A 23,133-nucleotide genomic window follows, 5' to 3' on the forward strand; every position below is an offset into this window, starting at 1 on the left:
CCACCGGCTACTCCTGCCGCAGCCAGGCCAGACGGCTGTCGGACACGACCCTGGCGCACCCCCTGCAGGGCCTGCTGGAGGCGCTCAGGCGGGCCGGCTGATCCCGCGCCCACCGGCGCGCCGGTGGGCGCGCCCCCTGGACCGCGACGCATGACGGCGAGCCCATGAACCGCACCCTGATCCTGATCGGCCTGCTGCTGGTCGCCGCCGGGGCCCTGTGGCCCTGGCTCGGCAAGCTGCCCCTGGGGCACCTGCCGGGGGACATCCTGATCCGCCGCGGCCACACCACCTTCTACTTCCCGCTCACCAGCATGCTGCTGATCAGCGCCGTGCTGACGCTGCTGCTGTGGATACTCCGACGTTGACGCGTTATCGCCGCGATTCATCGCGTCGATCGATTGCATGTCGCGCCCGGCGACGCTAGGCTGCGCGCCCTTTCATCCGATGGAGCGCGTACGACGATGGAGCATGCCGGCCTCTCCCTGGCCACGATCGGCCTGCTGGCGCTGATCTGCCAATGGCTCGCCTGGCAGTTGAAGCTGCCGGCGATCCTCATGCTGCTGGTGGCCGGCATCGCGGCGGGACCGGTCACCGGACTGCTCGATCCCGACGCCCTGTTCGGCGAGCTGCTGTTTCCGCTGGTCTCCCTGGCGGTGGCGGTGATCCTCTTCGAGGGCAGCCTGACGCTGAGCTTCCGCGAGCTCGGCGGCCACGGCCGCACCGTGCGCCGGCTGGTGACCTGGGGCGCGCTGATCACCGGGCTGATCGGCACCGTGGCGGCGCGCCTGCTGCTCGACCTCAGCTGGGAGATGGCCAGCGTGCTGGGCGCCCTGCTGGTGGTCACCGGGCCGACGGTGATCCTGCCCATGCTGCAGACCCTGCGGGCCCGGGAGCACCTGACCCAGATCCTGCGCTGGGAGGGCATCCTGATCGACCCCATGGGCGCCATCGGCGCGGTGCTGGTCTACGAGTTCGTGGCCCTGGGCTCGGGCAGCGAGGCGGCCACCCAGACGCTGATGCTGTTCGCCCAGATGGCGCTGATCGGCTTCGGCCTGGGCAGCCTCGGCGGCTACTGCTGGGGCCTGGTGCTGCGCCGCCACTGGCTGCCGCGCCAGCTGCACAGCTTCGGCACCCTGATGCTGATGCTGATGCTGTTCACGGCCTCCAACCTGCTGTTCCACGAGTCGGGGCTGCTCACCGTGACGGTGATGGGGGTGTGGATGGCCAACATGCGCGGGGTACCGACCCGGCCGATCATCGAGTTCAAGGAAACCCTCTCGGTGCTGCTGATCTCGGGGCTGTTCATCCTACTGGCCGCCCGGCTCACCGTGGACCAGCTGGCCCTGCTGGGCTGGCCGGCCTGGGGCTTCCTGGCGGTGCTGGTGGGCGTCGCCCGGCCGCTGACCGTCTGGCTGTGCACCCTGAACAGCGGCCTCGGCCGGCGGGAGAAGGCCCTGCTGGCCTTTATCTCGCCCCGCGGTATCGTCGCCGCCGCGGTGGCCTCGCTGTTCGCCCTGCGCCTCGAGGAGGCCGGGCTGCCCGGCGCCGAGCTGCTGGTCCCGGTCACCTTCCTGGTGATCATCAGCACCGTGGTCAGCCAGAGCCTGCTGTCGCGCCCGCTGGCCCGCTGGCTGGGCGTGCAGCGTCCCTCTCCCGACGGCGTGCTGATCATCGGCGCCAACCCGGTCGCCCGCCAGGTGGGCGGGGCGCTCAAGGCGGCGGGCGTGAGCGTGGTGCTGGCCGACAGCAGCTGGGACGCCATCCAGCTCGCCAAGCGGGCGGGGCTCTCCACCTACTACGGCGACCCGCTCTCCGAGCATGCCGCCCAGCACCTGGAACTCAGCGGCATCGGCTACCTGATGCCGCTGTCGCCCTATCGCGAGCTCAACGACCTGGCCGCGCTGCACTTCGAGCACCTGCTGGGCCGCGATCGGGTCTTCCGCCTGGCGGTGGACGAGGGACGGCGCGGCAACCGGCCCCATGGCCAGGCCCTGGACCACCTGCCGCTGCTGTTCGGACGCGACGTGACCTTCGCCCGGCTGTCGCGGCTGGTGGCCGAAGGCGGCGAGGTGCAGGGCCTGCGCTTCGACGAGAAGACCCGCATGGAGGCGCAGCGTCACGCCCACGGCGGGCACTGGCTGCCGCTGCTGTGCATCGGCCCGTCCGGCCGGGTGCGCCTGGCCACCGCCGAGGGGGGCCTCTCGCCCCGGCGCGGCGACACCCTGGTGAGCCTGATCTTCGCCGACTCGCCGGCCCTGCACCCCTCGCCGGCCGGCTGAGGCCCGCTCCTGGCGACGGCGCCCCGACCACCTCGGGTGGTCGGGGCGCCGGCATCCCGGGAAGGCGTCAGCCGGGGCTCAGGCGAACAGCTCGGCCAGGGCCTCGCCGGGATCGTCGCGGCGCATGAAGGCCTCGCCCACCAGGAAGCCGTGGACGTCGTGCTCGCGCATGCGCAGGACATCGTCGCGGGTATGGATGCCGGACTCGGTGACCACGGTGACGCCGGCGGGAATCCGCGGCAGCAGGTCCAGGGTGGTCTCGAGCCGGGTCTCGAAGGTGTGCAGGTCCCGGTTGTTGATGCCCACCAGGCCGAGATCCAGGGCCAGGGCCCGTTCCAGCTCGGCGGCGTCGTGGACCTCCACCAGCACGTCCATGCCCAGCTCGGTGGCCTGGCGATGCAGGTCGGCCAGCCGGGCATCGTCCAGGGCGGCGACGATCAACAGGATGCAGTCGGCGCCGATGGCCCGCGCCTCGCTGACCTGGTAGCCGTGCACGATGAAGTCCTTGCGGATCACCGGCAACGCGCAGGCCTCCCGGGCCGCGATCAGGTAGTCCTCGTGGCCCTGGAAGAAGTCGGCGTCGGTGAGCACCGACAGGCAGGCCGCCCCGCCGGCGGCATAGGCCGCGGCGATCTCCGCCGGGCGGAAGTCCTCGCGGATCACGCCCTTGGACGGCGAGGCCTTCTTGATCTCGGCGATCACGCCGGGATCGCCGCCGCGGATGCACGCGTCCAGGGCCGCCACGAAGCCGCGCGGCAGCGACTGGCGCCCGGCCAGGGTCAGCAGCTCGGCCTCGGACACCGCGCGGCGGCGCTCGGCGACCTCGGCATCCTTGCGGGCCAGGATGCGGGACAGGATGGTGGGAGTGTCGGGGGGTCGGGTCATCTCGGGCTTCCTGGGCGACGTCACTGGGCGAAGACGCGGGTGAAGTTGGCCAGCTCCTTGAGCTTCTCGTGGGCCAGCCGGCAGTCCTGGGCGTCCTGGGCCAGGGCCACCCCTTCCTTGAGGCTGTCGGCGACCCCGGAGGCGTAGAGCGCCGCGCCCGCGTTGAGGGCGACGATGTCGGCGGCGGGGCCCTCACCGGTCAGCGCCTGCTCCACCAGCCGCAGGCTGTCCTCGGCGGTCTTGACCTTGAGGGCGTCCAGGTCGTGGCGGGCGATGCCGAAGTCCTCGGGGGCGATGGTGTACTCGCGGATCTCGCCATCCCTGAGCTCGGCCACCCGGGTGGGCGCGGCCAGCGAGATCTCGTCGAGGCCGTCCTCGGCGTAGACCACCAGCACGTGCCGGCTGCCCAGCCGCTTGAGCACCTCGGCCATCAGCGGCACCAGGGAGGGCCGGTAGACGCCCAGCAGCTGGTTGGGGGCCCCGGCCGGGTTGGTCAGCGGGCCCAGGATGTTGAACAGGGTACGCACCCCCATCTCCCGGCGCGGCCCGATGGCGTGGCGCATGGCGGGGTGATGGTTGGGGGCGAACATGAAGCCCACGCCCACCTCGTCGATGCAGCGCCCCACCTGCTCCGGGGACAGGTCGAGGCCGATCCCGGCCACCGCGAACAGGTCGGCGCTGCCCGAGGAGGACGAGACCCCGCGGTTGCCGTGCTTGGCCACATGGGCCCCGGCGGCGGCCGCCACGAAGCTCGAGGCGGTGGAGACATTGAACAGGTTGGCGCCGTCGCCGCCGGTGCCGACGATGTCGACCACGTTCTCGGCGGCGAGCCTCACCGGCGTCATCAACTCGCGCATCACCTGGGCGGCGGCGCTGATCTCCTCGGCGGATTCGCCCTTCATGGCCATCCCCATCAGGAAGGCGGCCACCTGGGCGTCGGTGGCCTCGCCGGTCATGATCGCCGTCATCACCCCGTGGGTCTGGTCGAAGCTCAGGTCCTGGTGGCGCATCACCGCGCCGAGGGCTTCCCGCATCTGCATGGCCGTCTTCTCCTTTGGCAGTGGCACGTGTCAGCGACGCTCGAGAAAGTTGGCCAGGAGCTCGTGGCCCTGGCGCGTGAGGATGGACTCGGGATGGAACTGGACGCCCTCGACGTCCAGCTCGCGATGGCGCATGCCCATGATCAGGCCCGGGGTGACGTCGTCCTCGTCGGTCCAGGCGGTGACCTCCAGGCAGTCCGGCAGGCCCTCGCGCGCCACCACCAGGGAGTGATAGCGGGTCACCTCCAGCGGCTCGTCGAGTCCGGCAAAGACGCCGCGGCCGGCATGGCGGATGCGCGAGGTCTTGCCGTGCATCACCTGGGGCGCGCGGCCGACCTCGCCGCCATAGACCTGGCCGATGGCCTGGTGCCCCAGGCAGATGCCGAGGATCGGCAGCCGGCCGGCGAAGCGGCGGATCGCCGCCATGGAGATTCCCGCCTCGTTGGGCGTGCAGGGCCCGGGGGAGATCACCAGGTGGCTGGGGGCGAGGGCCTCGATCTCCTCGAGGGTGATGGCGTCGTTGCGGTGCGTCTGCACCTCGGCGCCGAGCTCGCCCAGGTACTGCACGACGTTGAAGGTGAAGCTGTCGTAGTTGTCGATCATCAAGATCATTTCGGGCCTAAGCTCCTGATTCTATTCAGTCCAGCGACTCCACCACCCGGATCGTACTCACAATCCTACTCACAATGCCCGAATCAACCCCTTGCGAGCCGGCAGATACAAAAATGCCGCCTCGGCGGGCGGCATGATGCTCAGACACACGAAAGCCGCCCCGTCAGATTGCGAGGCGCCACTGCTTTGCGATGGTCATGGAGATAGAGGTCATGGCCGCTATAGTGTGGTGACGGGCTTAGACTGTCAAGACGGCCACCAGGGCAGGGAGGGACAGCGTGGCGAGAAGATATTTTTCATCGGTAGACGAGATGAGGGGCTGGCTCAAGAAGACGACTGGCTGCCTGATCATAGCTGTAGGCCTGGCAAGCAGCGGAACTCAGCTTGCCACCTCGTTCACATCGCCAGTGGATATTGGTCGCGCGATAGAGCAATGCGACATCAAGATTGGCGACCTCCCCTGCTTCGTCGAATATGAGCCGATCGACAACGGGGCCGCCGGTGGCGACCTGGACTACTCGCAGTTCATTGTGGCCATCTTCTTTGACATCTCGAGGGATGGGGTGCGCTGGACGGACAATCAGGATCGGCTACTCAAGGCTGTCGATGACGACTGGCTTCTGGTCAGCACCGATGAGGAGCCTGGCTACAGGATAGGCAGGCTGCTGGTCAAGGCTCCACATGATCCGAGGGAGACGTTGGCGATAGCCAACAGGATGGCTGACAACGGCAGCGTCACGGTCTCCTGGCCTAATGGTGAGGATTACCTCGAGTTTGGGCGCAATACGGACTGGGGTAATTTCAGCACCCGACCGATCTAGCTGATGGATGACTACACCCTCCTCCGCATCACCCAGTGGCGGAAGCGCCTCGAGCGGAACGGCTGGACCGGGATCAAGAGAGCCACCCCGCCCCACAGCAGCCTGATCGAGTATCACATCATATGGCGTGGCCACCTGGTATCGGGCCGGATCCGGCTGAGCGATCACTCGAGCCAAGACGTGTGGCAGCCGGGCACGACGATGAACATGCTCTTGCGCGGGACGGATGTGACGGATGGGGCGTGGCGAGTGGCCAAGGATCAGAACAGGCGCCCAGGGCAGGTGCATCGGCGGCTGCCGATGTGAGGAGAGCAGGCTACGCTGATGGCAGCCAAGGAAGGAGATCGCCAGGCCCTCGCACGCCCCGCGAGGCTGCGCTACCTTGGGCGAGCAACATGCCCAAGGATGACACCATGAAGCACATCGCGACTTTCTTCGCCGCGGCGGCGCTTGCCGGCTGCGCGAGCCTCCCCGGCCAGAACGAGCCGCCCCATTACGACTACCAGCAGCAGGCCGTGATCGCGCCCGGCTTCCCGATCGAGAGAGTGGATCAGCCGGCTGGCTACTCTTTCTCTGGGGTCGAGACGAACAGCGACGTCGCCGAGTACTCGGCATGGGACTCCGGCAGCGGGCAGATCAACAGCCACTGGACCGCCTGGCAATCGCTCGAAGGAACGATCAGCGTGGCTCAGGCCGGCTATCTCTGGGTGGACGGACAGACCTATATGAAGCCGCCCCAGTCATCGCAGGGCTACGAGTTCGTGAACGGGCGCAAGGTGCTGCATATGTTCGATGCCGGACGCTATGAGGTCGTGGCCGGTATCGCCCCCGAAGGCGCGCCCGATTGCGCATACGCCACGGGCCTGGCCATCACCTCGCGCGACGCCCGGCGGCGGTATGTCAGCACCCTTACCGAAGGGATCTCGTGCGACGAGCTCGGCAACGTGACGCCGTCGGATCGACAGGCTCAGCTGGAGCGCACCTATCGCGTGATGGGGCTGAAATAGCAGGCCCTCGCATCTCCTTTCGTGCCCGGCTACGCTGGGCGCATGGGCGCAGACACCGAAACCATCATTGGCCTGGCCTTCATGCTGCCGCTGCTTGGCCTGCTGGTCATGATCGGCATGCCGAAGGACTGGCAGAACCTCCAGGGCTGGCTGATGGTCAGCTACCTGGGGCTGCCAGGCGCCATCCTGGCCATCGCCCTGGCGGTCAACGTGCCGGTGCTGCTGTTCGGCGCGCTGTTCCTGGCCGGCGTCCTTGCCGCCAGGCGCTGATCACCCCGCTCTTGCCTCAAGCACGCGCTCGCCCAGGGCCCGCTGGATCTGGTTCTTGATCGCGCGCAACCGGTCGATGCGCTGCCGTTTGATCTCGCCGTCCAGGTTCGAGCGCCGGATCATGTCGATGCGCTTGTTGACGGTGTTTAGGCGGCGCTGGGCCCGGTTGAGCGGCGTGCGCAGGGCCAGCATGTCGCGACGCGATTCCGCCACCTCGGCAGCCTCGGCCAGGCGCCCCATCTCGCGCAGCTCCTTGACGTCGGCGTAGGCCCGGCCTGCCTCGCGCAGCCCCTCATAGAAGACGGTGCCATAGCGGGTATAGCGGTCCTCCTCGCCCAGATCACGATAGAAGCGCCGCACCGGCTGGAACTCGTGCCAGCGGCTTGCCGGCGCGTCATTGCCCGTCGCGGCCCGCCAGCCAACGTCACCGATGCCGGCCACCCATGTGCCGACCTGCCCCAGGTAGCCGCCGATCAGGTGATCGACCTGCACCGGGGACAGGGCCAACGGGTTGGTGTCCGAGCTGCCGATGGCGCCGACCGTGGCATTGAGCCCCTCGCTGATCCACTCTGCAGCCTTAGACGTGCTCGAGCGCTTACGCAGTTCGGGCGACAGACGGTCCATGCCCATGCTCTCGATCGGTCGGCCCGTGAAGGCGTCGTAGTTCGCATAGACGTCCAGAGCCGGCTGCATCATCTGCGGCACCGGGCTGAAGCTGAAGGTGTCCGTCATCATGTGCATCATGCGCTGGCGGAACAGCTTGCCAGTGGCTTCGTCATCCACGAACTGCTGCGTCACCCGCTCGGCCATGGTGGCGATGGCGCCGACCTCGAACGGCTTGGGAATGAAGAAGGCGTTGTCGCCGGCGCGGAAGAACCAGTAGGTATCCTTCTGCCAGTCCTCGAGCTTCTGGTATTCCTCGTCGTCCTGGTTGTGCAGGTAGAGCGCCACCGTGGCCATGGTCAGCGCGCCGGCCACCGTCCAGAAGCGGGCCGCGGCCTGCTTGTCGGTGGTGTTGGCCTGCCCCTTGCCGAACACCTCACCCAGCACGTTCACGCCCGGCTTGAAGCCTGAGCGGTAGATCTTGTCCAGACCCTGGATGCGGGCGTTCAGGAACGGGACGATGTCGATCAGGATGCGCACCGCCGGCCAGGCGCCGTGGGCGCTGAAGTCGATCAGATCGCGTGACTCGAACGCCGCCCGCAGCTCGCCGCCCTCGCGGTTCTGGGCATAGATCGCTGCCCGGTTGACGTTCTCCGCCGTGTTGTTGACGTCGTTCCACCAAGCCCAACCGCGGCGCAGCACGTCGGGGATGGCGTAGGGCCCGTCCACGATCTGGGCGTTGCGCATGTCGCGGGTCAGCTGGGCGCGCAGCTCGTCGGGGTTGTTCTGGTACAGGTGGCCGAAGTTGAACGCCGCCCCGCTGGCCATCATTTGGGCCCGGGTGCGCTCGTCCTGCCAGCTGCGGGCGCCGCCGATCACGTTCTTGAAGGCGTTCTTCGAGACGTCGTTGGTGGCCGTCGCCTGCAGGCTGTCGCGAATCAGGTTGGCGACCATGAACTGCGGCGTGGTGGTCGTCAGGTTGGTGAACACGCGCTTGAAGCCGCGCATCACCTTCATCATCGCCGAGTTCATGCCCGGGTGGGCCAGCGAGGTCAGGGCCTCGAACACCAGCGGGTCGTCGATCTGGTAGTAGGCCTTCTTGCCACCCTCCATCACGAAGGTGGACTTGCTGGTGTCGCGGCCGGTCTCCGGCACCTGCTCGGCCAGGCCGAGGCGCTGGGCGTTCTCCACCGCCTGAACCGCCGCCTGGTTCTTAAGGCTGGCGTCCAGCAGGTGGTGGAAATTCATCATGGTGTTCTGCAGCAGGTCGTTGATGTTCTGCGTACCGCCTTTGAGGCGCTTGTAGGCCTGCTGGCGGGACAGCCCGCTGGTGGCCATCTGCCCGGTGGGCTCGCCCTTCTCCTCGCTGAGGCGGTAGAACGGCACATAGAACTCGTCGCGCCACATGGCCCGCTGGTCGGCGCTGATGATGCCCGACTGTTCGGCCACGGCCAGCACGTCGTCGCGGTACTGCTGGAAGTCGCGGAACACCTCCTGGTAGCGAGCCGCCCGGTCGCTGCCGTCCTCGAGGCGCCCCTGGTCGAGCTTCTTGCCGGCGGCAATCTCGTCCTCGCTGAACAGGAACTCGCGGCCCTCGCCCTTGAGCTTGTCCGAGCGGTTGGCGGCGATCCACATCATGAAGCGCTCAATCTCGGCGGCCGAGCCCAGGCGGCCCAGCACCGAACCTAGGCCGGTCGAGCCGTCGTCCTGCAGCTGGATGACCTTCTCCTTGGGGTCGAGCCGGATGCGGCCGTTGTGCAGCATGGCGTGCAGCGCGCCGTTGGCGGCGTTGCTCATGCGGGCCAGCACCCAGCTCGAGCGCTGGATGTTCTCGCCCAGGGCCGACTCGCCGTAGAGCCGCTCGTCCATCTCCTTGAGCGCGGCCACGCGATCCACCATGCCCTGGCGGATCTTGAGTCCGGCGCGATCCCACTTCTCGCGCACCCAGTCCACGGCCTTCTGGGGCGGCGTGCGCGGCCCGAACTTGGCCATGAAGGCGCGCTGCGCGTCGGACAGGTCGTCGAACTGCTCGGAAACCGGAGAGCGCTGCTTGCCGCGCAGGCTGTAGAGCTGGATGTCCTCGCCCTGACGCTCGGCCTGCTGCCGGCGCAGGTAGTCCCGGCTGCGTTCGCCCAGGGCCAGCACGTCGGTATAGGTCCATGCGATCGAGGGGAAGACGCGACGCAGCAACTCGCGGATCTTGGCCACGGCGCGCTGCCAGGCCTTGGGCCGGATGCCCTTCTCCAGCAGGTGGGCGACCATCTCCTCGCCGATGGTGACGCGGTCCTCGCGCTTCGACGGATCGAGGAAGGGGTAGTCGCGCCGCACCTCGGCCAGCGCCGCCCGGCCTTCCTTGCTGTTGGGCAGGCTGCGGTAGAGGTCGAGCATCACTCGCTCGAGATCCTCGCCGAGCACGGCTCGCATACCCTTGTGGCCCACGGCCTCGTGGACGGCGACCTCGAGGCCCTCCTGGGCCGATTCCAGGTTGTCGGCGATGACGTAGAGATCGCCGCCGATGTACATGCCGCGCACGTCGGCGGGGTTGATGTCGCGCAGCGCCATGCCGACCAGGGCGGACGGCGGCAGTTCCTGGGCGGACTGGAGGACGCGCGCGTCGGCCAGCTCGGGGTGGGCTTTGATGGCGGTGGCCACGTCCTCGGCGCGTGGCGCCGGACGCAGGGCCTCGCTGCTGGGGTTGAGCGAGTAGAGCTCGACGCCGCGGCCCGTCTTGCGGTGCTCCATGGTGCCGATCAATCGGTCGAAGGCCGGCGCAATGCTCGCCATCTCGGCGTCCGTCGGATAGGCCCCACCCTCATCGTCGATGTTGACCAGGTAGTCGTTGCGCACGCCGTCGGCATCCAGTCGGTCACGAACATGCCGCTCGAAGGCGCGGGCCGCCATCTCGATCGGCGTGCCGAAATAGGGCTTGGAGCGCGGGGCGTCAAGCTCGCGGGAGCGGGCCTCGAAGCCGCTGTCCTTCAGCGCCTGGCGCATTTCCCGCCAGCGATCGGCTAGCTCTGCCCTGGCCGGGCCATCGGTCACCAGGTCGGACTGGTAGCGCCGCGAGCCCTGGCCGTCGGGGATGAAGTTGTCCAGGGCGTGGAACCACTCGTGAGCCAGGCTGCCCGGCCCGCCATTCTTGGTCAGGTTGATGACCACCTGCCCGGGCTCGTAATGGGCCAGCGCGGCACGACGGCCGCCCTTGCCGCGGGCGCCGAACGCCAGGCCGAGGGTGCCATCCAGTGACATGGCGCGCGGCGGCACGCCGAGCACGGACGCCAGATCCATCAGGGCATCATAGGCACTGTTCAGATCCTGCTGGCGGCGCGCGCCCTCGACATAGTTGCCGAACTGCACGCCTCGGAAGCCGAACACTTCACTGAACTGCTCGGGGCTGACATCGCCCTCGCGACGGTCCTCGCCGCCCCGCGGCCGGTTGCTGTCGCGGCGCATCTGCGGCCCGCGGCGGAGGGCGTCGATCTGCTGCTGCAGCGCGTCGCGGTTGGTCTCGAGATAGTCCACGGCCTCGGCCACGGAGCCGAAGCCGGCGCGCAGGCGGATGACGCGGCTGCCGGCCTTGAAGGCCAGGAAGCGGTCGCCGGTGCGCGTGTCGCGATAGACGTCGATCTGGGTCTGCCGGCTCTTCGGCTTGCCCTCCGTCTTCATCACGCCGTTGGCGATGGCGTTGGCCGCGTTCTCGCGCATGGTGTCGAAGTCGGTGGACCACACGCCGGTGTGCCGGCCGCGGTCGTCGCGCAGCTCGTAGACGGTCTGGTTGGGGCTGATCCGCTCGCCGTTGAAGATCGAATAGCCACCGCCGGCCTCGACCTTCCACTTCGCGGCCTTGGCGTACAGGCTGGGCTTGAACGGGGCGATCAGCTCAGCGGTGTGCAGCGCGCCCTCCACGGCGCGATACCGGCCGTCACCCTCCTGGGCCTTGGCCAGCATGCGCTCGAAGTCGATGTCGCCGGACAGGATGTCCCGGGCCAGGGTCTGCGCCTGCTCGAGATCCTGCATCCAGCGCTTGAGCTTGAATGCCTTGCGCGGCTTGGCCGGCACGCCGTTGCGCATCACGGCCACGAAGGCCGCGGCCCGAGGATCGACGCCCTCCTCGATCAGCTTCGAGTAGTTGGGCGCCGGGAAGGCCTCGCCGAGCGTGGTGTCGGCCGTGACCTCGGTGTCGAGGCCTGCCACCACCCGGTTGACCTGATCCTTGCGGGCGCCTTCGATGCGCTCGCCGAAGTCGTCGATCCGATCGGCCTGGCGACGGGGCTGCGGCTCTGAAGCCTGGGCGTCGGCATTCGGCTCAGGTGGGGTATCCTGCCCGCCCTCGTTGTCCGGCGAGGGCGGGGCATCCGCGTTCTCGGTGGGCGCTTCTGAGGGCTGCTCCTGCTGCTGAGTGGTTGCTGGCTCGGCCTGGCGGGCAGGTTCGGCGGGCGATGACTTATCCTGAGTGGGCTGGGGTTCGGCCTCGGGCTGTTGGGCTTGCTCCGCCTCTTGGCGCCCCTCCTCGAAGGCGGCGCGCAGGTCGTTGTTGGTCACGCCGATGGCGCGCCGGGCCTCGGTGATGTTGCGCGAGCCACCCAGCGCGGAGCGCATGCGCTGTCCGGCGTTGCCCTGCTGGATGGCGACACTGTAATCGCGGCCCGGCATCTCGCGGCCGATGTCGCGCATGATGCCGAGCATGGTGTCGCGCTCGCGGCCGGCCTGGGCCTGATCGCCCTCGATCTGCAGCGCGAAGCCGCCATCCACCTCCACCGCGTCATACCGCCGGCCCTGGCGCTTGGCGCGGCGGGCGTAGCCGCTGGCCAGCGCGCTGCGCCGAGAGGCAAAGGGTTGGCCATTGGTGCGGCGCTGCAGGCCGTCGTCTTGCGGCTGGGTTTGCTGTCGGGCGCTGCCGGCGTCGGCCTCGGCGCTGGGCAGGTCGCGGACCTCGGCCAGCACCTCGCCGATGGGGGCGTCAAGCCGGATAGCCCGCACACTCTCGCCCTGGTCGGCGGCGGCCATCCACTGGTGGTGGCCGTCCACCACATGGCCGTCTGACGAGATCAGGATGGCGCGGTCACCGCCCTCTCGGTCCTTGGCGGCCTGTACGCGCGCCTCGCTGAACTCGGCCTGGGTGGGCTTGAGCTGACCGGCGGGAACGGTCTCCTCACGGCTCTGGATGCCGCGGGCGGACAGGAAGTTGGCCAGCGCGCCGCGGTTCTCGGCCTTGACCTGGGGCATCTCGGCGCGAGGTACGCCGCGGGTGCCGGACTCGGGGGCGAAGGCCGTCCACTCGCTGTCGATCGGCTGGCCGCGCAGGCTGTCGGGCTGGCCCTGGGCTTGCGTTTCGGCATCCGGCGCGAAGCGCGGGTCAGCGAACGGCTGATCCAGCCCGGTGTTGGCGTTGCCGGCCGTCGGGCCGTCGCCGTAGACGATGCCCTGGTCGGCGATCTGTGGGCGGGCATTGGCCTGCTGCTCGCGCAAGCGCTCGGCACCCTGGCGTTGCGCGGCCAGGCCCTCGTCGCGGCGCACGTTGCGCGCCTGGGGGTCGTACTGGGTGGTGTCGGCGGTGGGGCCGGCGGCGAAGATGGTCTCTGGGTCGCCTGCCGGCAGGCGGCGGCCGTCCTGGCCGAGCAGGCCGGCCGGGCCTTGCCGCCCTTCTTCCTCGCCCACCAGCTCGCCTTCGCGATGGGCCGGGCGCTCGTCGGTGCCCTCGCGGCGCAGGGCATCGCGCAGGTTGGCGCCGATCTGCTCGGCGCGGTTCACCATGCGCTCGGCCTGGGCGATGTTGCCGGCATCAAGGGCCTGCTCGGCACGGTCGATCATGCGCGAAATATTCCGCAGCCGGGTCTGTCCCTGGTAGCTCGACCCCCGGGCCATGCTCTGAAGGTCGTCCAGGTCGCCCATGGCGAGTTGGACACGATTGCCCACTTCGGCAGCCGCCCGAGGGTCCACGCTGGGTCGCTCGGCTTCTTCCTGCTGAGCGACAGTTTCCGCCTGCTGGCCGGCCATCGCCTGATCCAGAGCATCGCCGCCCTGAGCCTCGGCCTGCTGCCGGGCAGCCTCGATACGAGACACCTGGGTGCGCGCCTGCCGACGCTCACCGAGGCCTGCCGGGGCGCCGGCCAGGCCGCCCATCAGTCCGCCGGCGGCGGCCTCGTCTACCAGCGCCTTCATGTCTACCTCGGAGAGGTTGCCGAGAAGCGACTCGCCGTTGTTCTCGACCCAGTAGTTGGCGTGCTGACCAATGAGCCCCTGCAGCCCCTCGGTGGAGGCCTCGCCGATCAAATTGGTCAGTGATCCAGAGCGGGCCGAGCCCAGGGTAGAACGGCCGGCTTGCCGCCGAAGATCGCGCAGCACGCTGTCGCTGATCTCGTTGGCGGCCTTGTCGGCCAGCTCATGGGCGCCGGCACGGCGCAGCAGGCGCACCGGCGTGATGGCGTCCAGCGAGCCCGCCAGGGCGCCGTGGGCGAGCGAGACATCGAGGTCTTCCGTCTCGCCCATCAGGGCGCCGGTTTCCATGCCGACCGATGCCCCGGCGGCACCGGCCGCCTGCCCGATGCGAGCCGCTGCCTGCTTGGCGGCGGCTCCAGCCAGCCCGCGCGCCGCCAGGCCACCCGCGCCGCCACCGGCCACGGAAGCGGCCATCATCGGCAGCAGGTTGCCGGCGGTGTAGCGCGCCCACCGGAAGGCATCGCCCGGGCCGCGAATGTCGGTGAAACCATAGCCGAGATCGTTCTCGGCGGCCTCGTCCATGTTGCGCTGGTAGACCTCGCGGCCGGCGTCGAGCAGCCCTTGCGACTCGGTGGCCTCGCCGGCAGCCATCATCAGTCCGCCACCCATGCCCTGCAGCTGGTCGATGCCGGCGGACAGGCCCGCCATGAAACCGGGCTCGCCCTGATCAGGCTGGCCGGCGCCGGGCTGGCCGGAATCGTTGCCGCTGACGTAGGCGTCGAACTCCTCGTCGCTGAAGTACTGAAACTCGGGTGAAGGACGGATCAGCGACTTGATCTCCTCGTCGCTGCGGTTCTGGAGAGAGGGGTTACGGCGGCGGATGTCGTCAATCAGGGCCATCTGGCGTTGTCTCCCGACAAGGCGTAGTAGGACCGGGCGCAGTCTGGCGGGGTTCAGCCAGCCCGTCCCGGCGGGTGATTACTGGTCGTCCAGCTCGATGGGTACGCCCAGGTCTTGCAGCTGCATGATGCGCTCGGCGATCCACCGGCGCTGGTCCTCGGATACGTGCTCGCTGCGGCTAACCTCGAGGAGTCGGTCGGCGACCGCCTGGGCGCGTTCGATCGTCTCTTGGCTGGCTTCTGCGGTGCCGCCATTCTGAGCGAGGAACCTGTCCTGCATCACCGGGCTGCTGTAACCCCCGGTGCGCTCGCGGTAGATCTCGTCGATGACGGCATCAGCCTCGTCCTTGGCCTCCTCAGCGGCGGCCTTGACGTCACGCTGTTCGAGGAAGCTGGACTGCTGCTCTCGCTGGCGAGCGATAATGCCGCGGGCTGTATCCCCCGCGGGCGCTTCACTCCGGCTGCCGGCCGCCTGGCCTTCGGTCGCGGGCTCGGCAGTCGTCGGGGGCGGTGTACTGTCGGCGCCGTCACCCTCGCCCGCCATCAGCCGCTGAAGCGGGGTCTGGCCACTTCCGCCGCCCAGCAGGGCGTCATACTGCCCCTGCAGGCGGCCCAGTTCAGCCTTCTCCTCGGCGGTCAGCTCGCGCATCTCATCGCTGGCCTGGGAGCGGATGGCCTCGATGCGATCCTGGATACCGTCGAGCTGATACTTGTCACGATCAGACAGCTCGCCGTTCATGCCGCCGCCGATCTGGGCACCCTCGGGCAGGTTGGCCGGGCGCGAGGCGTTGCGGCTGGGGCTGTACTGCACCAGTCCGCCCCCCTCGGTCTTGATCAGCTGCCAGTCGTTGCTGCCCTCAGCCAGGCTAGCGGAATGCCGGGCGTTCTGGTTGCCCTGGCGGTAGCGCTCCTGCTCCATGCTGTAGCCGTGGCGCACGCCCAGTTCGTCCACGTTGTAGTCGTGGCGCTGACCCAGCTCGTCCAGGCGCTGCCCGTGCTGCACCTCGTCACGCTCCAGGGTGTTCTGGTGACGAATGCCTTCCATCTCCCTGGCGTTGTCTTGCTCAAGGGCCATCAGCGCGCGCTGCCGCTTTTCCTCGATCTGGCCCTGGGCGTTCCACTGCATCGCCTTGCCGGCGCCGGCCAGGGCCCCGGCGAGAATACCTGCTGCCATCACGCACCTCCTTGCGGGTCACGTGGGGCCTGCTGTGGTTGTGGGCGCTGGGCGGGCGCCTGACCGCCACCCTGCTGGGTGCGGCCCTTGGCCTCGCGCATGCCTTCGATCAGCTCCCGGAAGCGTGCACGCTGCGACGGCGACATGTCCTGAGCCGTGGCCTGGCCGAACTGACCAAGCGCGATCATGAAGCCGGCCTCGATGGGCTCGCCGTTGCCCTGCTCGGGCAGCAGGCCCATCTTGACGGCCATCTCGCCCACCGACTGGGCAGCGATCATGGCGGCCTGGATCATTACGCCCGGTGGCACAGTACTACCCTGGTCGCTCAGCGCCTGCCAGGTGGTCAGCATCAGCTGGGCCACCACTCGGCCGATGGCGTCTTGCGGTGCGTCGGGCTGCTGCTGGAGGATGCGCTTGACCTGCGGGAGCATCGGCCCATACAGGGCATCGAGCATGGCGTTAGCGATCTGGTCACGCTGCTGGCCGCCCTGCTGGGGGTCCATGTCCACGCGCGGATCGCCGCCGCTCTGGGGCGGTTGATGGGAAGGCTGTGAGGGGGCGCCCGCTGGCTGGGGCGAAGGGGTCGGCTGCGGCCCGCCCTGGGGCTGGCCCATGCCTTGCTGAAGGATTCCTGCCATGTGTCGTCGCCTCCCGGCGAGTTACGAATAGAACGCTGCGGCGTAACTGGCGTAGCCGTCGAAGTCCACCGGGCCGTAAGCCGGCGTTGCCACACTGGGTGTTTGCACCGCGCCCGGCGTCGAGGCATCGGACACCATTGTAGCATCGCCCTCCGCGCCCATACCCGTGCCGGGTGTGCTGCCCGAGCCATCGAAGCCGTCCATGGCTACCGAGCGGCCCAGGCTTCCGCCCAGGGCGCTGCCACCCAAGGCTCCCGCAATGGCGCCGGGCGCCCCGAAGGCCGATCCCAGTCGGCCGCCCAGTAGCCCGCCGGCACGGCTGCCTGCCAGGCCCCCTATCGTGCCTACGGCCTGACGCCCGATATTGGATGCTAGGCCGGTATCGACATTGGTGCCGAACTCGGCGTTGTGGGCCTCGGCATCCTGCGCGGCATCGTAGCCGCGCGCCACTGTATCTACGGCCATACCGGCGGCCGGATTGGCGACACCTGCCACCATCGCCGCCACGCGCCCCACGATACCGGGTCTGGCTTGCTCCGCGATGTTCTGCTGCGCCATCGCTGTCTGCTGCGCGGTGCTCATCGCCCGGGCATCGACCTGGCCAGCGAAGCCGGCAGCCGGTGTGGCATCCACCTCGCCGGTGAACGACGCGATAGCACCACTGGTGATGGAGTCAAAGCTCGCGGCCTGGTCAAGCTCGCTGCGCCGAGTCTCGGCTCGCGTCTGAGTGGCCATCTCGGCTCGCGTGCTAGGCGTGCTGGGCGCACTGGCACCCCCGCCCCCCGATCCATCGGTGCTGGCGTGGCCACTGCCATAGCCAGACCCAGAGCCTACGGTGCCCAGCTCGCTACCGAGACGGCCGCCGCCAGACGAACCGCCGCCGGTGCTGACGCCGCCGGTATCCACTTGGCCACCGAAGCCTCCGCTGTAACCGCCACCGCCGCCGCTGCTACTGGAGCCACCGCCGTAACCGCCGCCGGTGGCTGAGTCTGCCCAGCCCATATCAGCCTCCCGAGATCATGCCGCTTGAGATCAGGCCCTTGCCGGCCAGGGTGTTCAGATGGCTGCCATAGCCATTGACCTCCCCCGGCTTGGCCATGCGGTCGCGGCGCTTGCGCTCGTACATGTCGCGCGCGAAGGCGCGCTGATCCTTGGCTTGTTCGTTCTGCAGATAGGCCTGGCCCACACCTGCGGCAATACCGCCAAGCATGTTGGCAGCCTCGGGATTCTCGCTCAGCCAGTTGAAGGCGTCGGTGGCGAAGCCGGCGACGGTGTCGAAGCCACCCGATACGGCATCGCCCACACTGCTCATCCAGTCCATGATCGGTCTCCTCGAGGGTTACAAGTTGGGGAACAGGCCCGAGTTGCGCAGGAAGCCGGACATGTTCTGATACAGCCCTTTCTGGAACTCGATGTCGGTGTCGCGCATGCTGGTGATCTGGTCGATCATCTTCGTCTTGTCGGCCTGCGAGATGTCGGGATTGGCGTTGATGTTGGCAATGCCTTCCATCCCCTGCGCGACAATGTCGGTGATGTTGTTGGCCATCACGCCCCAGGCATTGGATGCCGATGTGGCGCTGAGCTTGCCCAGCTCCTGCTGATAGCCTGCATCCTGTTGAGCAATGGGCAATGCGCTGTTGATCATGGCGTTCTGCGACGCCCCGATACCCATCGAGGAATTGAGAAGCCCGCGCTGATTCGCCTGCTGCTTGCCCTGCGTAGCCGCGGTCTTCATCAGCTTGGAATTGCTGTTCAGGATGCCGTTGAGTTGGCCCTGAACGGTGTCGTTCGCTGCCATGTGTCACCTCCCGGTGAGTGTGAAGTGGCGGGCTACCAGGTGATGGAGTCAGCCTCGCTCACCGTGGCAGCAGCCTGCACCTGCTTCACCAGTCGCTGCCGGCGGCCGGTGAGCTCCTGCGCCTGAATGAAAAGCTCGGCGTTCTCGCGCACCGCGAGGCAGAGGTCGTAGAGCGTCTCGGTGCCGTCGTTGCCGTTGCGGCCGGCGAGGATGCGGTCGAGCACCGGCGTGGCCGGGGCGGTGCCCTGCTGGCCGGCGTCGTACCAGGCCAGGTAGGCCTGCGATTCCGCGTCCTGCTGCCCCCATCCCTGCTGCTCCTCGATGGGGTATTCGCGGACCATGGGGGCTACCTGCTCGCGATAGCCGTCGTTCACGCGCTGCACGGCCGCCCGCTGGGCCGCCTCGAGCTGCTCGGCCGCCGTCGGCGCCGGGGTGAATGTCTTGATCGTGCCCATCAGAGCGTCGCCTCCCCTTCCAGTCGATTCTCGTAGTTCGCCGCGCCCCAGTACCACGCGATCAGATGCACGGTGAGCACACCGTCCACGCGCTCGGCTCGCTGGATCGGGCAGCGAGGCAGCGTGGTGTCGAACTCCGTCGCCACGCCATCGGGCATGTCTGAGAAATCGAACGTATCGGTTTCGCCGTTGACGGTGGCTGTCAGCACGTCTCCGTCGGCGGTGTAGTCGTAGACGATGAAATCGTCGACCGGTGTGTAGTTGACTTGCATCCCCATCTCCTATTGATACCAGTAACCCTCGATGCGAAGCCGGACATAGCCAGTCGCGTTCACTGTGGGTCTGTCCGAATCCGGGCGGAACAGCACCCTGACCTCACTACCGCTCCACGTAGCCGGGTCAACAGCTGCAACGACTCGGGACAACCGATTCCACCAATCTGCGTTGGCCGGGGCGCTCTCAGGCAATGTATCGAACAAGATGCCCCCACCGACGGTAGAGCCCGGATCCAATGCGACGGGCAGCGTGAATAACTGGAACCCGCTGTCGTTCAGAGAAATTAGAACGCGAAGGATAATCTCTGCCCTTCCGTCTGCGTGGCGAGCGTACTCACCATTCGAGTTACTCCCCGGCTCCACCTCCCGATCCGCGACGAACCGATCATTCGCCGCGTCGTAGGTGATGGTGGTGTCGGCGTCGGTGCGGATATACCCCGCCGGCAGCGCCACGCCGGTCACTGTGACCAGCGTCTTCGCGCCCAGGCCGTTGACGCTGACGGTCGAGGCGCCGGTGTTGGCGGCGCCGGCGCGGAACCGGTACTGGTCGCCGTCGTTGTAAGCCGTGGGCGCGGCGTCGGCGTAGTTGACGCTCAGCACGTAGGCGTCGGCGGCGCCGCTGTCGGTGGCGTAGGCGCCATTGCCCAGCCGGTAGGCGGTGGCCAGCTTGCCCTGGTTGACCTTGGCCTGTGCCGCCCATTCCGCCATGGTGCGGGTGTCGGCGGTCTGGTCGGCGGTGATGTCGAACAGGTTGGGGTCGCCGAACGAGGCCGCCTCTTCCGCCCACTCTCGCGAGCTCTTCTTCCCGGGTTCGGGCTCTGTGCCCTCCGCCCAGGCCTGCGACTTGTCCCGCGCCGTTTCGGCGGCAGTCTTCGCGTTGCCGGCAGTCGTGGCGCTATTGGCTGCGCTGGTCGCGCTGTCATCGGCGGCCGCGGCGGCATCGATGGCGTCCTGTCGTGCCTGGTTGTAGTCGGCGCTGCGCACCAGCATCGACTCCCAGTAGGTGCTGCCGCCGGTGTCGTTGGGCCCGGTGCCGGTGACGGGAGCGATGCAGACATAGGACTGGCCGTCGTCCTCGACGCAGTCGTACTCCAGATAGGGTTCCAGCGGATCGTAGGCGCCCTTCCAGTTGAAGCGCACCCGGCCGAGATTGAGCGTTGGCATTACAGCGTTACCTCCAGTTCACCGGCGGCATTGACGGAGAAGTTGCTGGCGTCGGAGTAGCCGGCGAAGTGCGCGATCAGGTCCGGGCCGCTCAGCTCGAAGTTGAGGAAGTCCATGGTGGTGGTGTCGTTGATGTTCTGCGCTACCAGGGCGGCCTCGTCGGCGGCGTCGCTGGCGGTCTGGGCATCGTCCGCCACCTGCTGGGCGGTGGCGGTGACGTTGCTCTCGACGCCCTGGATGCTGCTCTCGCTCTGCGCTGCCGCGGCGGCGGAATCGCTGGCCTCGCCGGCCTTCGTCGTCGCCGTGCTGGCGGCATCTGTAGCGCTCTGTTCGAGGGTCTCGACGCGCGACTCGGCGGCGGCGGTCTCGTCACGATAGCCCCGCGCCGCCTGCTCGCTGCCACGGGCATCCAGGGCATAGAAGATGGCGCCGCGATAGCCGTTCTCGACGGGGTCGAAGCTGCTCGCCCACTGCTCGGCGAGGTCGCGCGCCGCCTCGGCGGCAATGCGCGCAGTGCGCACCGTGTCGGCGTCGATGGCCAGATACCAGAGGCTGGTATTGCCGAAGGCCGGCGTGGCGCCCGAGGTGTGCTTGGCGACGATCAGCACGTAGAGATTGGTGGTGTCGGGGTCACGCACCACGTCGTTGAGGAAGTAGTCGGTGTTCGGCTGCCAGTCGCCGCGGTTGAAGAAGCCGGACACCAGCGCCAGGTTGCCGTCGGTATCGAAGCCCAGCACGCGGTTGCGCCGCTGCAGGGTGGTAGCCGAGAACTCCTGGCTGGGCATGCCCGCCTCGAAGGGGAATTTCAGCGAGCGCCGGGTGTCTTTCTCGACCTCATAGAAACCCGTCGCGACAGCGTCGAACTTCTGGTCCACCGCCTCGCCTTCGGCCGTGGTGCCGGGCTGGAAGCGCTGCCCTTCATCGCTGTTGTCGTAGTAGGTCTCAGCCACGGCGATTCCTCCTCACGTCGAACTGAAGGTCGTAGCCCAGCAGCTCGTGGGATGGGCTGTCGGATTCCGAGAAGATGGCGAAGTTGATGCTGGTGCCGGTGCCGCTCACGTCCAGCGGCTCCTGGCCCAGAGTGGGCACCGACCAGTTGAACTCGCCCCAGTTGTCCACGCCCCACAGGCCGCCGCCGAGCATGAAGTCGATCGGCGAGCGCCGCGGGCGCCCGGTCTGGTTGTCGCCGTAGTCGAAGTCGGGCTGGATCCAGATGCGCGCATCGCTGCCGGCCCGCACGTCGAAGAAGGCGCGCCGGAAGCGCTTGCGGGTGCTGGGGGACTTCAGGTCGGTGTAGGCCAGGGTGAGGAAGGCGCGAATCGGCGTGCCGTTGAAGGTCTGCCCCTGGTCGAGCCGGAAGACGCTGCCCTGGTCATCGCCGAACAGCAGCACCTCCTCGCCGCTGGCCAGCTCGCCGGCGTGCGTCACCGCCACCTGGTCGGGCAGCTGCACTTGGGTGATGCCGCTCGAGCTCATGTAGAGCCCGGTGCCGTTGTCGAAGAACACCCGGTACTGAGCCTTGTCCCGCGACACGCTGCTGGCCACAACGCGATCGGCCAGGCCGGCGGCAGCGAACAGCGGCTCGACGTTGCGCCCGGCCTGGAGCGGCGAGAAGTCGCCATAGCGCTGCGTCGCTTCCAGCGTGGTGATGCCGCGCTCGCCGACGAAGTAGGGCATCATCAGCGACTGGCCGGAGTGGGCACGCGCGCCGGCGCCGGGGACGGTGATCTCGAGCAAGAAGTCGGCGGCGCTGGTGCCGCGCAGGGTTTGCACCGAGTCACGGCACAGCACGTGCAGCACCCCGCCGACGCCTTTCAGGATGCCGTTCAACTGCTGGCCGACGCCGATCTCGCCGGCGCCACCAGTCGATGCATCCCACCCCGCCGGATCGCCGATGTTGGAGAACTGCAGGCTGCCGGCGGCGAAACCCAGGAACAGGTGGTTGTGGTGCAGCGCGATCATCGTGGCGCCGGAGGGGGCGTTGGCCAGCACCGTGAGGGTGCCGTCCGCCTTGATCTCGAACGGCTGGCCGCCGCCGACGCCATACAGCGCTTTGCCGCTTTCCGTGGCGTAGGCGTTACCCTCGTCGAACTCGTGGCGCCCCGCCGCCAGCTCGCCGCCGGCACCCATCACCTCCCAGGTCGTTTCATCCAGGCTGAGGCGGTAGAGCGTGGCCGTGCCACCGCCGGCATCCTCGCGCACGGCATAGTGCCGATCGTCAAAGGTCGCCACGCCCAGCACCGGGCCTTGCCCCGGCACGACCGGGCCCAGCTGGGCATAGCCATCGATGCGGCGATAGCCGCCGGTGACCGGGCACTCGTAGTTGATGCAGGACAGCGCGGCGCCGGGCTGAAGCTGCCGCGGCGGTGTGACCAGATCCAGGCCGCCGCCGAGCGGAATGTAGGCCGATTGGGTCATGCCACCGGCCCTCCGAAGACATCCATCGCCGGCAGCTCTGCGTGCTCCATGGCGGTCATAACGCTCTGCTCCCCTCTCTGTGCCTTCTGAGCCACCTCAGGAGCATTCTCGTAGAGCGCATAGGACAGCATGGCGCGGTAGACGATCAGCATGTGGTAATGGCCGGGCATGCGCGGCGTGTCACCGTTGGCGGCGAGCGTCTGCGGCGTGCGGAAGTACTCGAAGCTCAGGGTGGTATTGGCGGCCGGCGGCGGGGTGTCGAGACGCAGATTGCCGTTCGGCATGCGCGTGATGACGGTCGGGTGATCCCGGCCGCTATCGCTGCGATAGCGCTCGCGGAAGATCTCCCATTCCAGTTCGACAAGGGGGTGGCTGCCGGCGCGCAGCGTTGCCGCGTCCCAGCGGTCGATATCCGCCGGCGGCGAGTACTCGCGAAAGTCGGGGTCCAGCGCGACGCTGGCCTCGGCCCAGGCGAAGCGCCAGTTGCGACGCTCGAGCTGGATCTCCCGCCAGGCCTGAGCCACCCAGCCGATCAGGCGCTGATACTCGCCGTGCTGGCCGGTGACGGCCGCCGGGCCGGTGCCGGCGGCGCCCACCTCCTGGCGCAGCCGCTGGCACAGCTCCAGGAAGGTCATG

At 68.4% G+C, this 23,133-nt stretch carries 21 protein-coding genes; 6 read left to right on the forward strand and 15 right to left on the reverse strand.

Annotation, left to right across the window (positions count from 1 at the left end):
- Positions 1–164: 164 nt before the first annotated feature.
- Together QC818_RS14050 and QC818_RS14055 are read left to right on the forward strand one after the other, a co-directional pair.
- Entirely contained in the window at positions 165–365 is a 201-nt protein-coding gene (locus tag QC818_RS14050) for a DUF2905 domain-containing protein (protein ID WP_309653488.1), read from the forward strand.
- Positions 366–461: 96 nt separating this feature from the next.
- Positions 462–2,279: a cation:proton antiporter gene (locus QC818_RS14055; protein ID WP_309653489.1), complete on the forward strand. Its 1,818-nt coding sequence runs from the start codon at positions 462–464 to the stop codon at positions 2,277–2,279.
- Positions 2,280–2,357: 78 nt separating this feature from the next.
- On the opposite strand, the gene trpC is transcribed toward QC818_RS14055, so the two are convergent.
- From trpC to QC818_RS14070, 3 genes are read right to left on the reverse strand one after another with little or no spacing between them, the layout of a single operon-like run.
- Positions 2,358–3,164, reverse strand: coding sequence for an indole-3-glycerol phosphate synthase TrpC (trpC, locus tag QC818_RS14060; RefSeq protein WP_309653490.1), 807 nt, complete (start codon positions 3,162–3,164; stop codon positions 2,358–2,360).
- A 20-nt stretch (positions 3,165–3,184) separates the two neighbouring features.
- Positions 3,185–4,204: an anthranilate phosphoribosyltransferase gene (gene trpD / locus QC818_RS14065; RefSeq protein WP_309653491.1), complete on the reverse strand. Its 1,020-nt coding sequence runs from the start codon at positions 4,202–4,204 to the stop codon at positions 3,185–3,187.
- A gap of 30 nt (positions 4,205–4,234) precedes the next feature.
- Positions 4,235–4,816 carry an anthranilate synthase component II gene (locus QC818_RS14070; RefSeq protein ID WP_309653492.1) on the reverse strand — a complete coding sequence of 194 codons (582 nt, stop codon included), beginning with the start codon at positions 4,814–4,816 and terminating at the stop codon, positions 4,235–4,237.
- Between the two features lie 311 nt (positions 4,817–5,127).
- Here QC818_RS14070 and QC818_RS14075 point away from each other — a divergent pair, with 311 nt between their 5' ends.
- The 4 genes from QC818_RS14075 to QC818_RS14090 all read left to right on the forward strand — a co-directional run bounded on the left by QC818_RS14075 (position 5,128) and on the right by QC818_RS14090 (position 6,914).
- The gene (locus QC818_RS14075) at positions 5,128–5,637 is read left to right on the forward strand and encodes a hypothetical protein (protein ID WP_309653493.1); all 510 of its coding nucleotides are present in this window, start codon (positions 5,128–5,130) and stop codon (positions 5,635–5,637) included.
- Positions 5,638–5,640: 3 nt separating this feature from the next.
- A complete protein-coding gene (locus QC818_RS14080; RefSeq protein WP_309653494.1) occupies positions 5,641–5,943 on the forward strand; it encodes a hypothetical protein in 303 nt (100 codons plus the stop codon).
- Positions 5,944–6,032: 89 nt separating this feature from the next.
- Positions 6,033–6,644, forward strand: a complete 612-nt coding sequence (locus QC818_RS14085) for a hypothetical protein (protein WP_309653495.1) — start codon at positions 6,033–6,035, stop codon at positions 6,642–6,644.
- Between the two features lie 42 nt (positions 6,645–6,686).
- Entirely contained in the window at positions 6,687–6,914 is a 228-nt protein-coding gene (locus QC818_RS14090) for a hypothetical protein (protein ID WP_309653496.1), read from the forward strand.
- On the opposite strand, the gene QC818_RS14095 is transcribed toward QC818_RS14090, so the two are convergent.
- The 12 genes from QC818_RS14095 to QC818_RS14150 all read right to left on the reverse strand — a co-directional run bounded on the left by QC818_RS14095 (position 6,915) and on the right by QC818_RS14150 (position 23,132).
- Entirely contained in the window at positions 6,915–14,576 is a 7,662-nt protein-coding gene (locus QC818_RS14095; RefSeq protein ID WP_309653497.1) for an LPD38 domain-containing protein, read from the reverse strand. It lies immediately after the preceding gene.
- 78 nt (positions 14,577–14,654) lie between these two features.
- Positions 14,655–15,749, reverse strand: a complete 1,095-nt coding sequence (locus QC818_RS14100) for a hypothetical protein (protein WP_309653498.1) — start codon at positions 15,747–15,749, stop codon at positions 14,655–14,657.
- Positions 15,749–16,258, reverse strand: coding sequence for a hypothetical protein (locus QC818_RS14105; protein ID WP_309653499.1), 510 nt, complete (start codon positions 16,256–16,258; stop codon positions 15,749–15,751). Before QC818_RS14105 ends, QC818_RS14100 begins: the two co-directional genes overlap by 1 nt.
- A gap of 150 nt (positions 16,259–16,408) precedes the next feature.
- A complete protein-coding gene (locus QC818_RS14110) occupies positions 16,409–17,122 on the reverse strand; it encodes a hypothetical protein (protein WP_309653500.1) in 714 nt (237 codons plus the stop codon).
- Between the two features lie 268 nt (positions 17,123–17,390).
- Positions 17,391–17,708 carry a hypothetical protein gene (locus QC818_RS14115; RefSeq protein ID WP_309653501.1) on the reverse strand — a complete coding sequence of 106 codons (318 nt, stop codon included), beginning with the start codon at positions 17,706–17,708 and terminating at the stop codon, positions 17,391–17,393.
- Positions 17,709–17,726: 18 nt separating this feature from the next.
- Positions 17,727–18,185, reverse strand: coding sequence for a hypothetical protein (locus QC818_RS14120; RefSeq protein ID WP_309653502.1), 459 nt, complete (start codon positions 18,183–18,185; stop codon positions 17,727–17,729).
- A gap of 32 nt (positions 18,186–18,217) precedes the next feature.
- Positions 18,218–18,640: a hypothetical protein gene (locus tag QC818_RS14125; RefSeq protein WP_309653503.1), complete on the reverse strand. Its 423-nt coding sequence runs from the start codon at positions 18,638–18,640 to the stop codon at positions 18,218–18,220.
- Positions 18,640–18,912 (reverse strand): hypothetical protein, encoded by a 273-nt coding sequence (locus QC818_RS14130; RefSeq protein ID WP_309653504.1) that lies wholly within the window; start codon positions 18,910–18,912, stop codon positions 18,640–18,642. Before QC818_RS14130 ends, QC818_RS14125 begins: the two co-directional genes overlap by 1 nt.
- Positions 18,913–18,921: 9 nt before the next feature.
- On the reverse strand, positions 18,922–20,079 hold the full coding sequence (locus QC818_RS14135) for a hypothetical protein (RefSeq protein ID WP_309653505.1): 1,158 nt from the start codon (positions 20,077–20,079) through the stop codon (positions 18,922–18,924).
- Positions 20,079–21,029 carry a hypothetical protein gene (locus QC818_RS14140; RefSeq protein ID WP_309653506.1) on the reverse strand — a complete coding sequence of 317 codons (951 nt, stop codon included), beginning with the start codon at positions 21,027–21,029 and terminating at the stop codon, positions 20,079–20,081. The genes QC818_RS14135 and QC818_RS14140 overlap by 1 nt, the downstream gene beginning before the upstream one ends.
- Positions 21,022–22,497: a hypothetical protein gene (locus tag QC818_RS14145; protein WP_309653507.1), complete on the reverse strand. Its 1,476-nt coding sequence runs from the start codon at positions 22,495–22,497 to the stop codon at positions 21,022–21,024. Before QC818_RS14145 ends, QC818_RS14140 begins: the two co-directional genes overlap by 8 nt.
- Positions 22,494–23,132 carry a phage adaptor protein gene (locus tag QC818_RS14150; protein ID WP_309653508.1) on the reverse strand — a complete coding sequence of 213 codons (639 nt, stop codon included), beginning with the start codon at positions 23,130–23,132 and terminating at the stop codon, positions 22,494–22,496. The genes QC818_RS14145 and QC818_RS14150 overlap by 4 nt, the downstream gene beginning before the upstream one ends.
- Position 23,133 lies beyond the last annotated feature (1 nt).

Source organism: Halomonas koreensis, from assembly GCF_031451675.1.
In the GTDB taxonomy this organism is placed as follows: domain Bacteria; phylum Pseudomonadota; class Gammaproteobacteria; order Pseudomonadales; family Halomonadaceae; genus Halomonas; species Halomonas koreensis.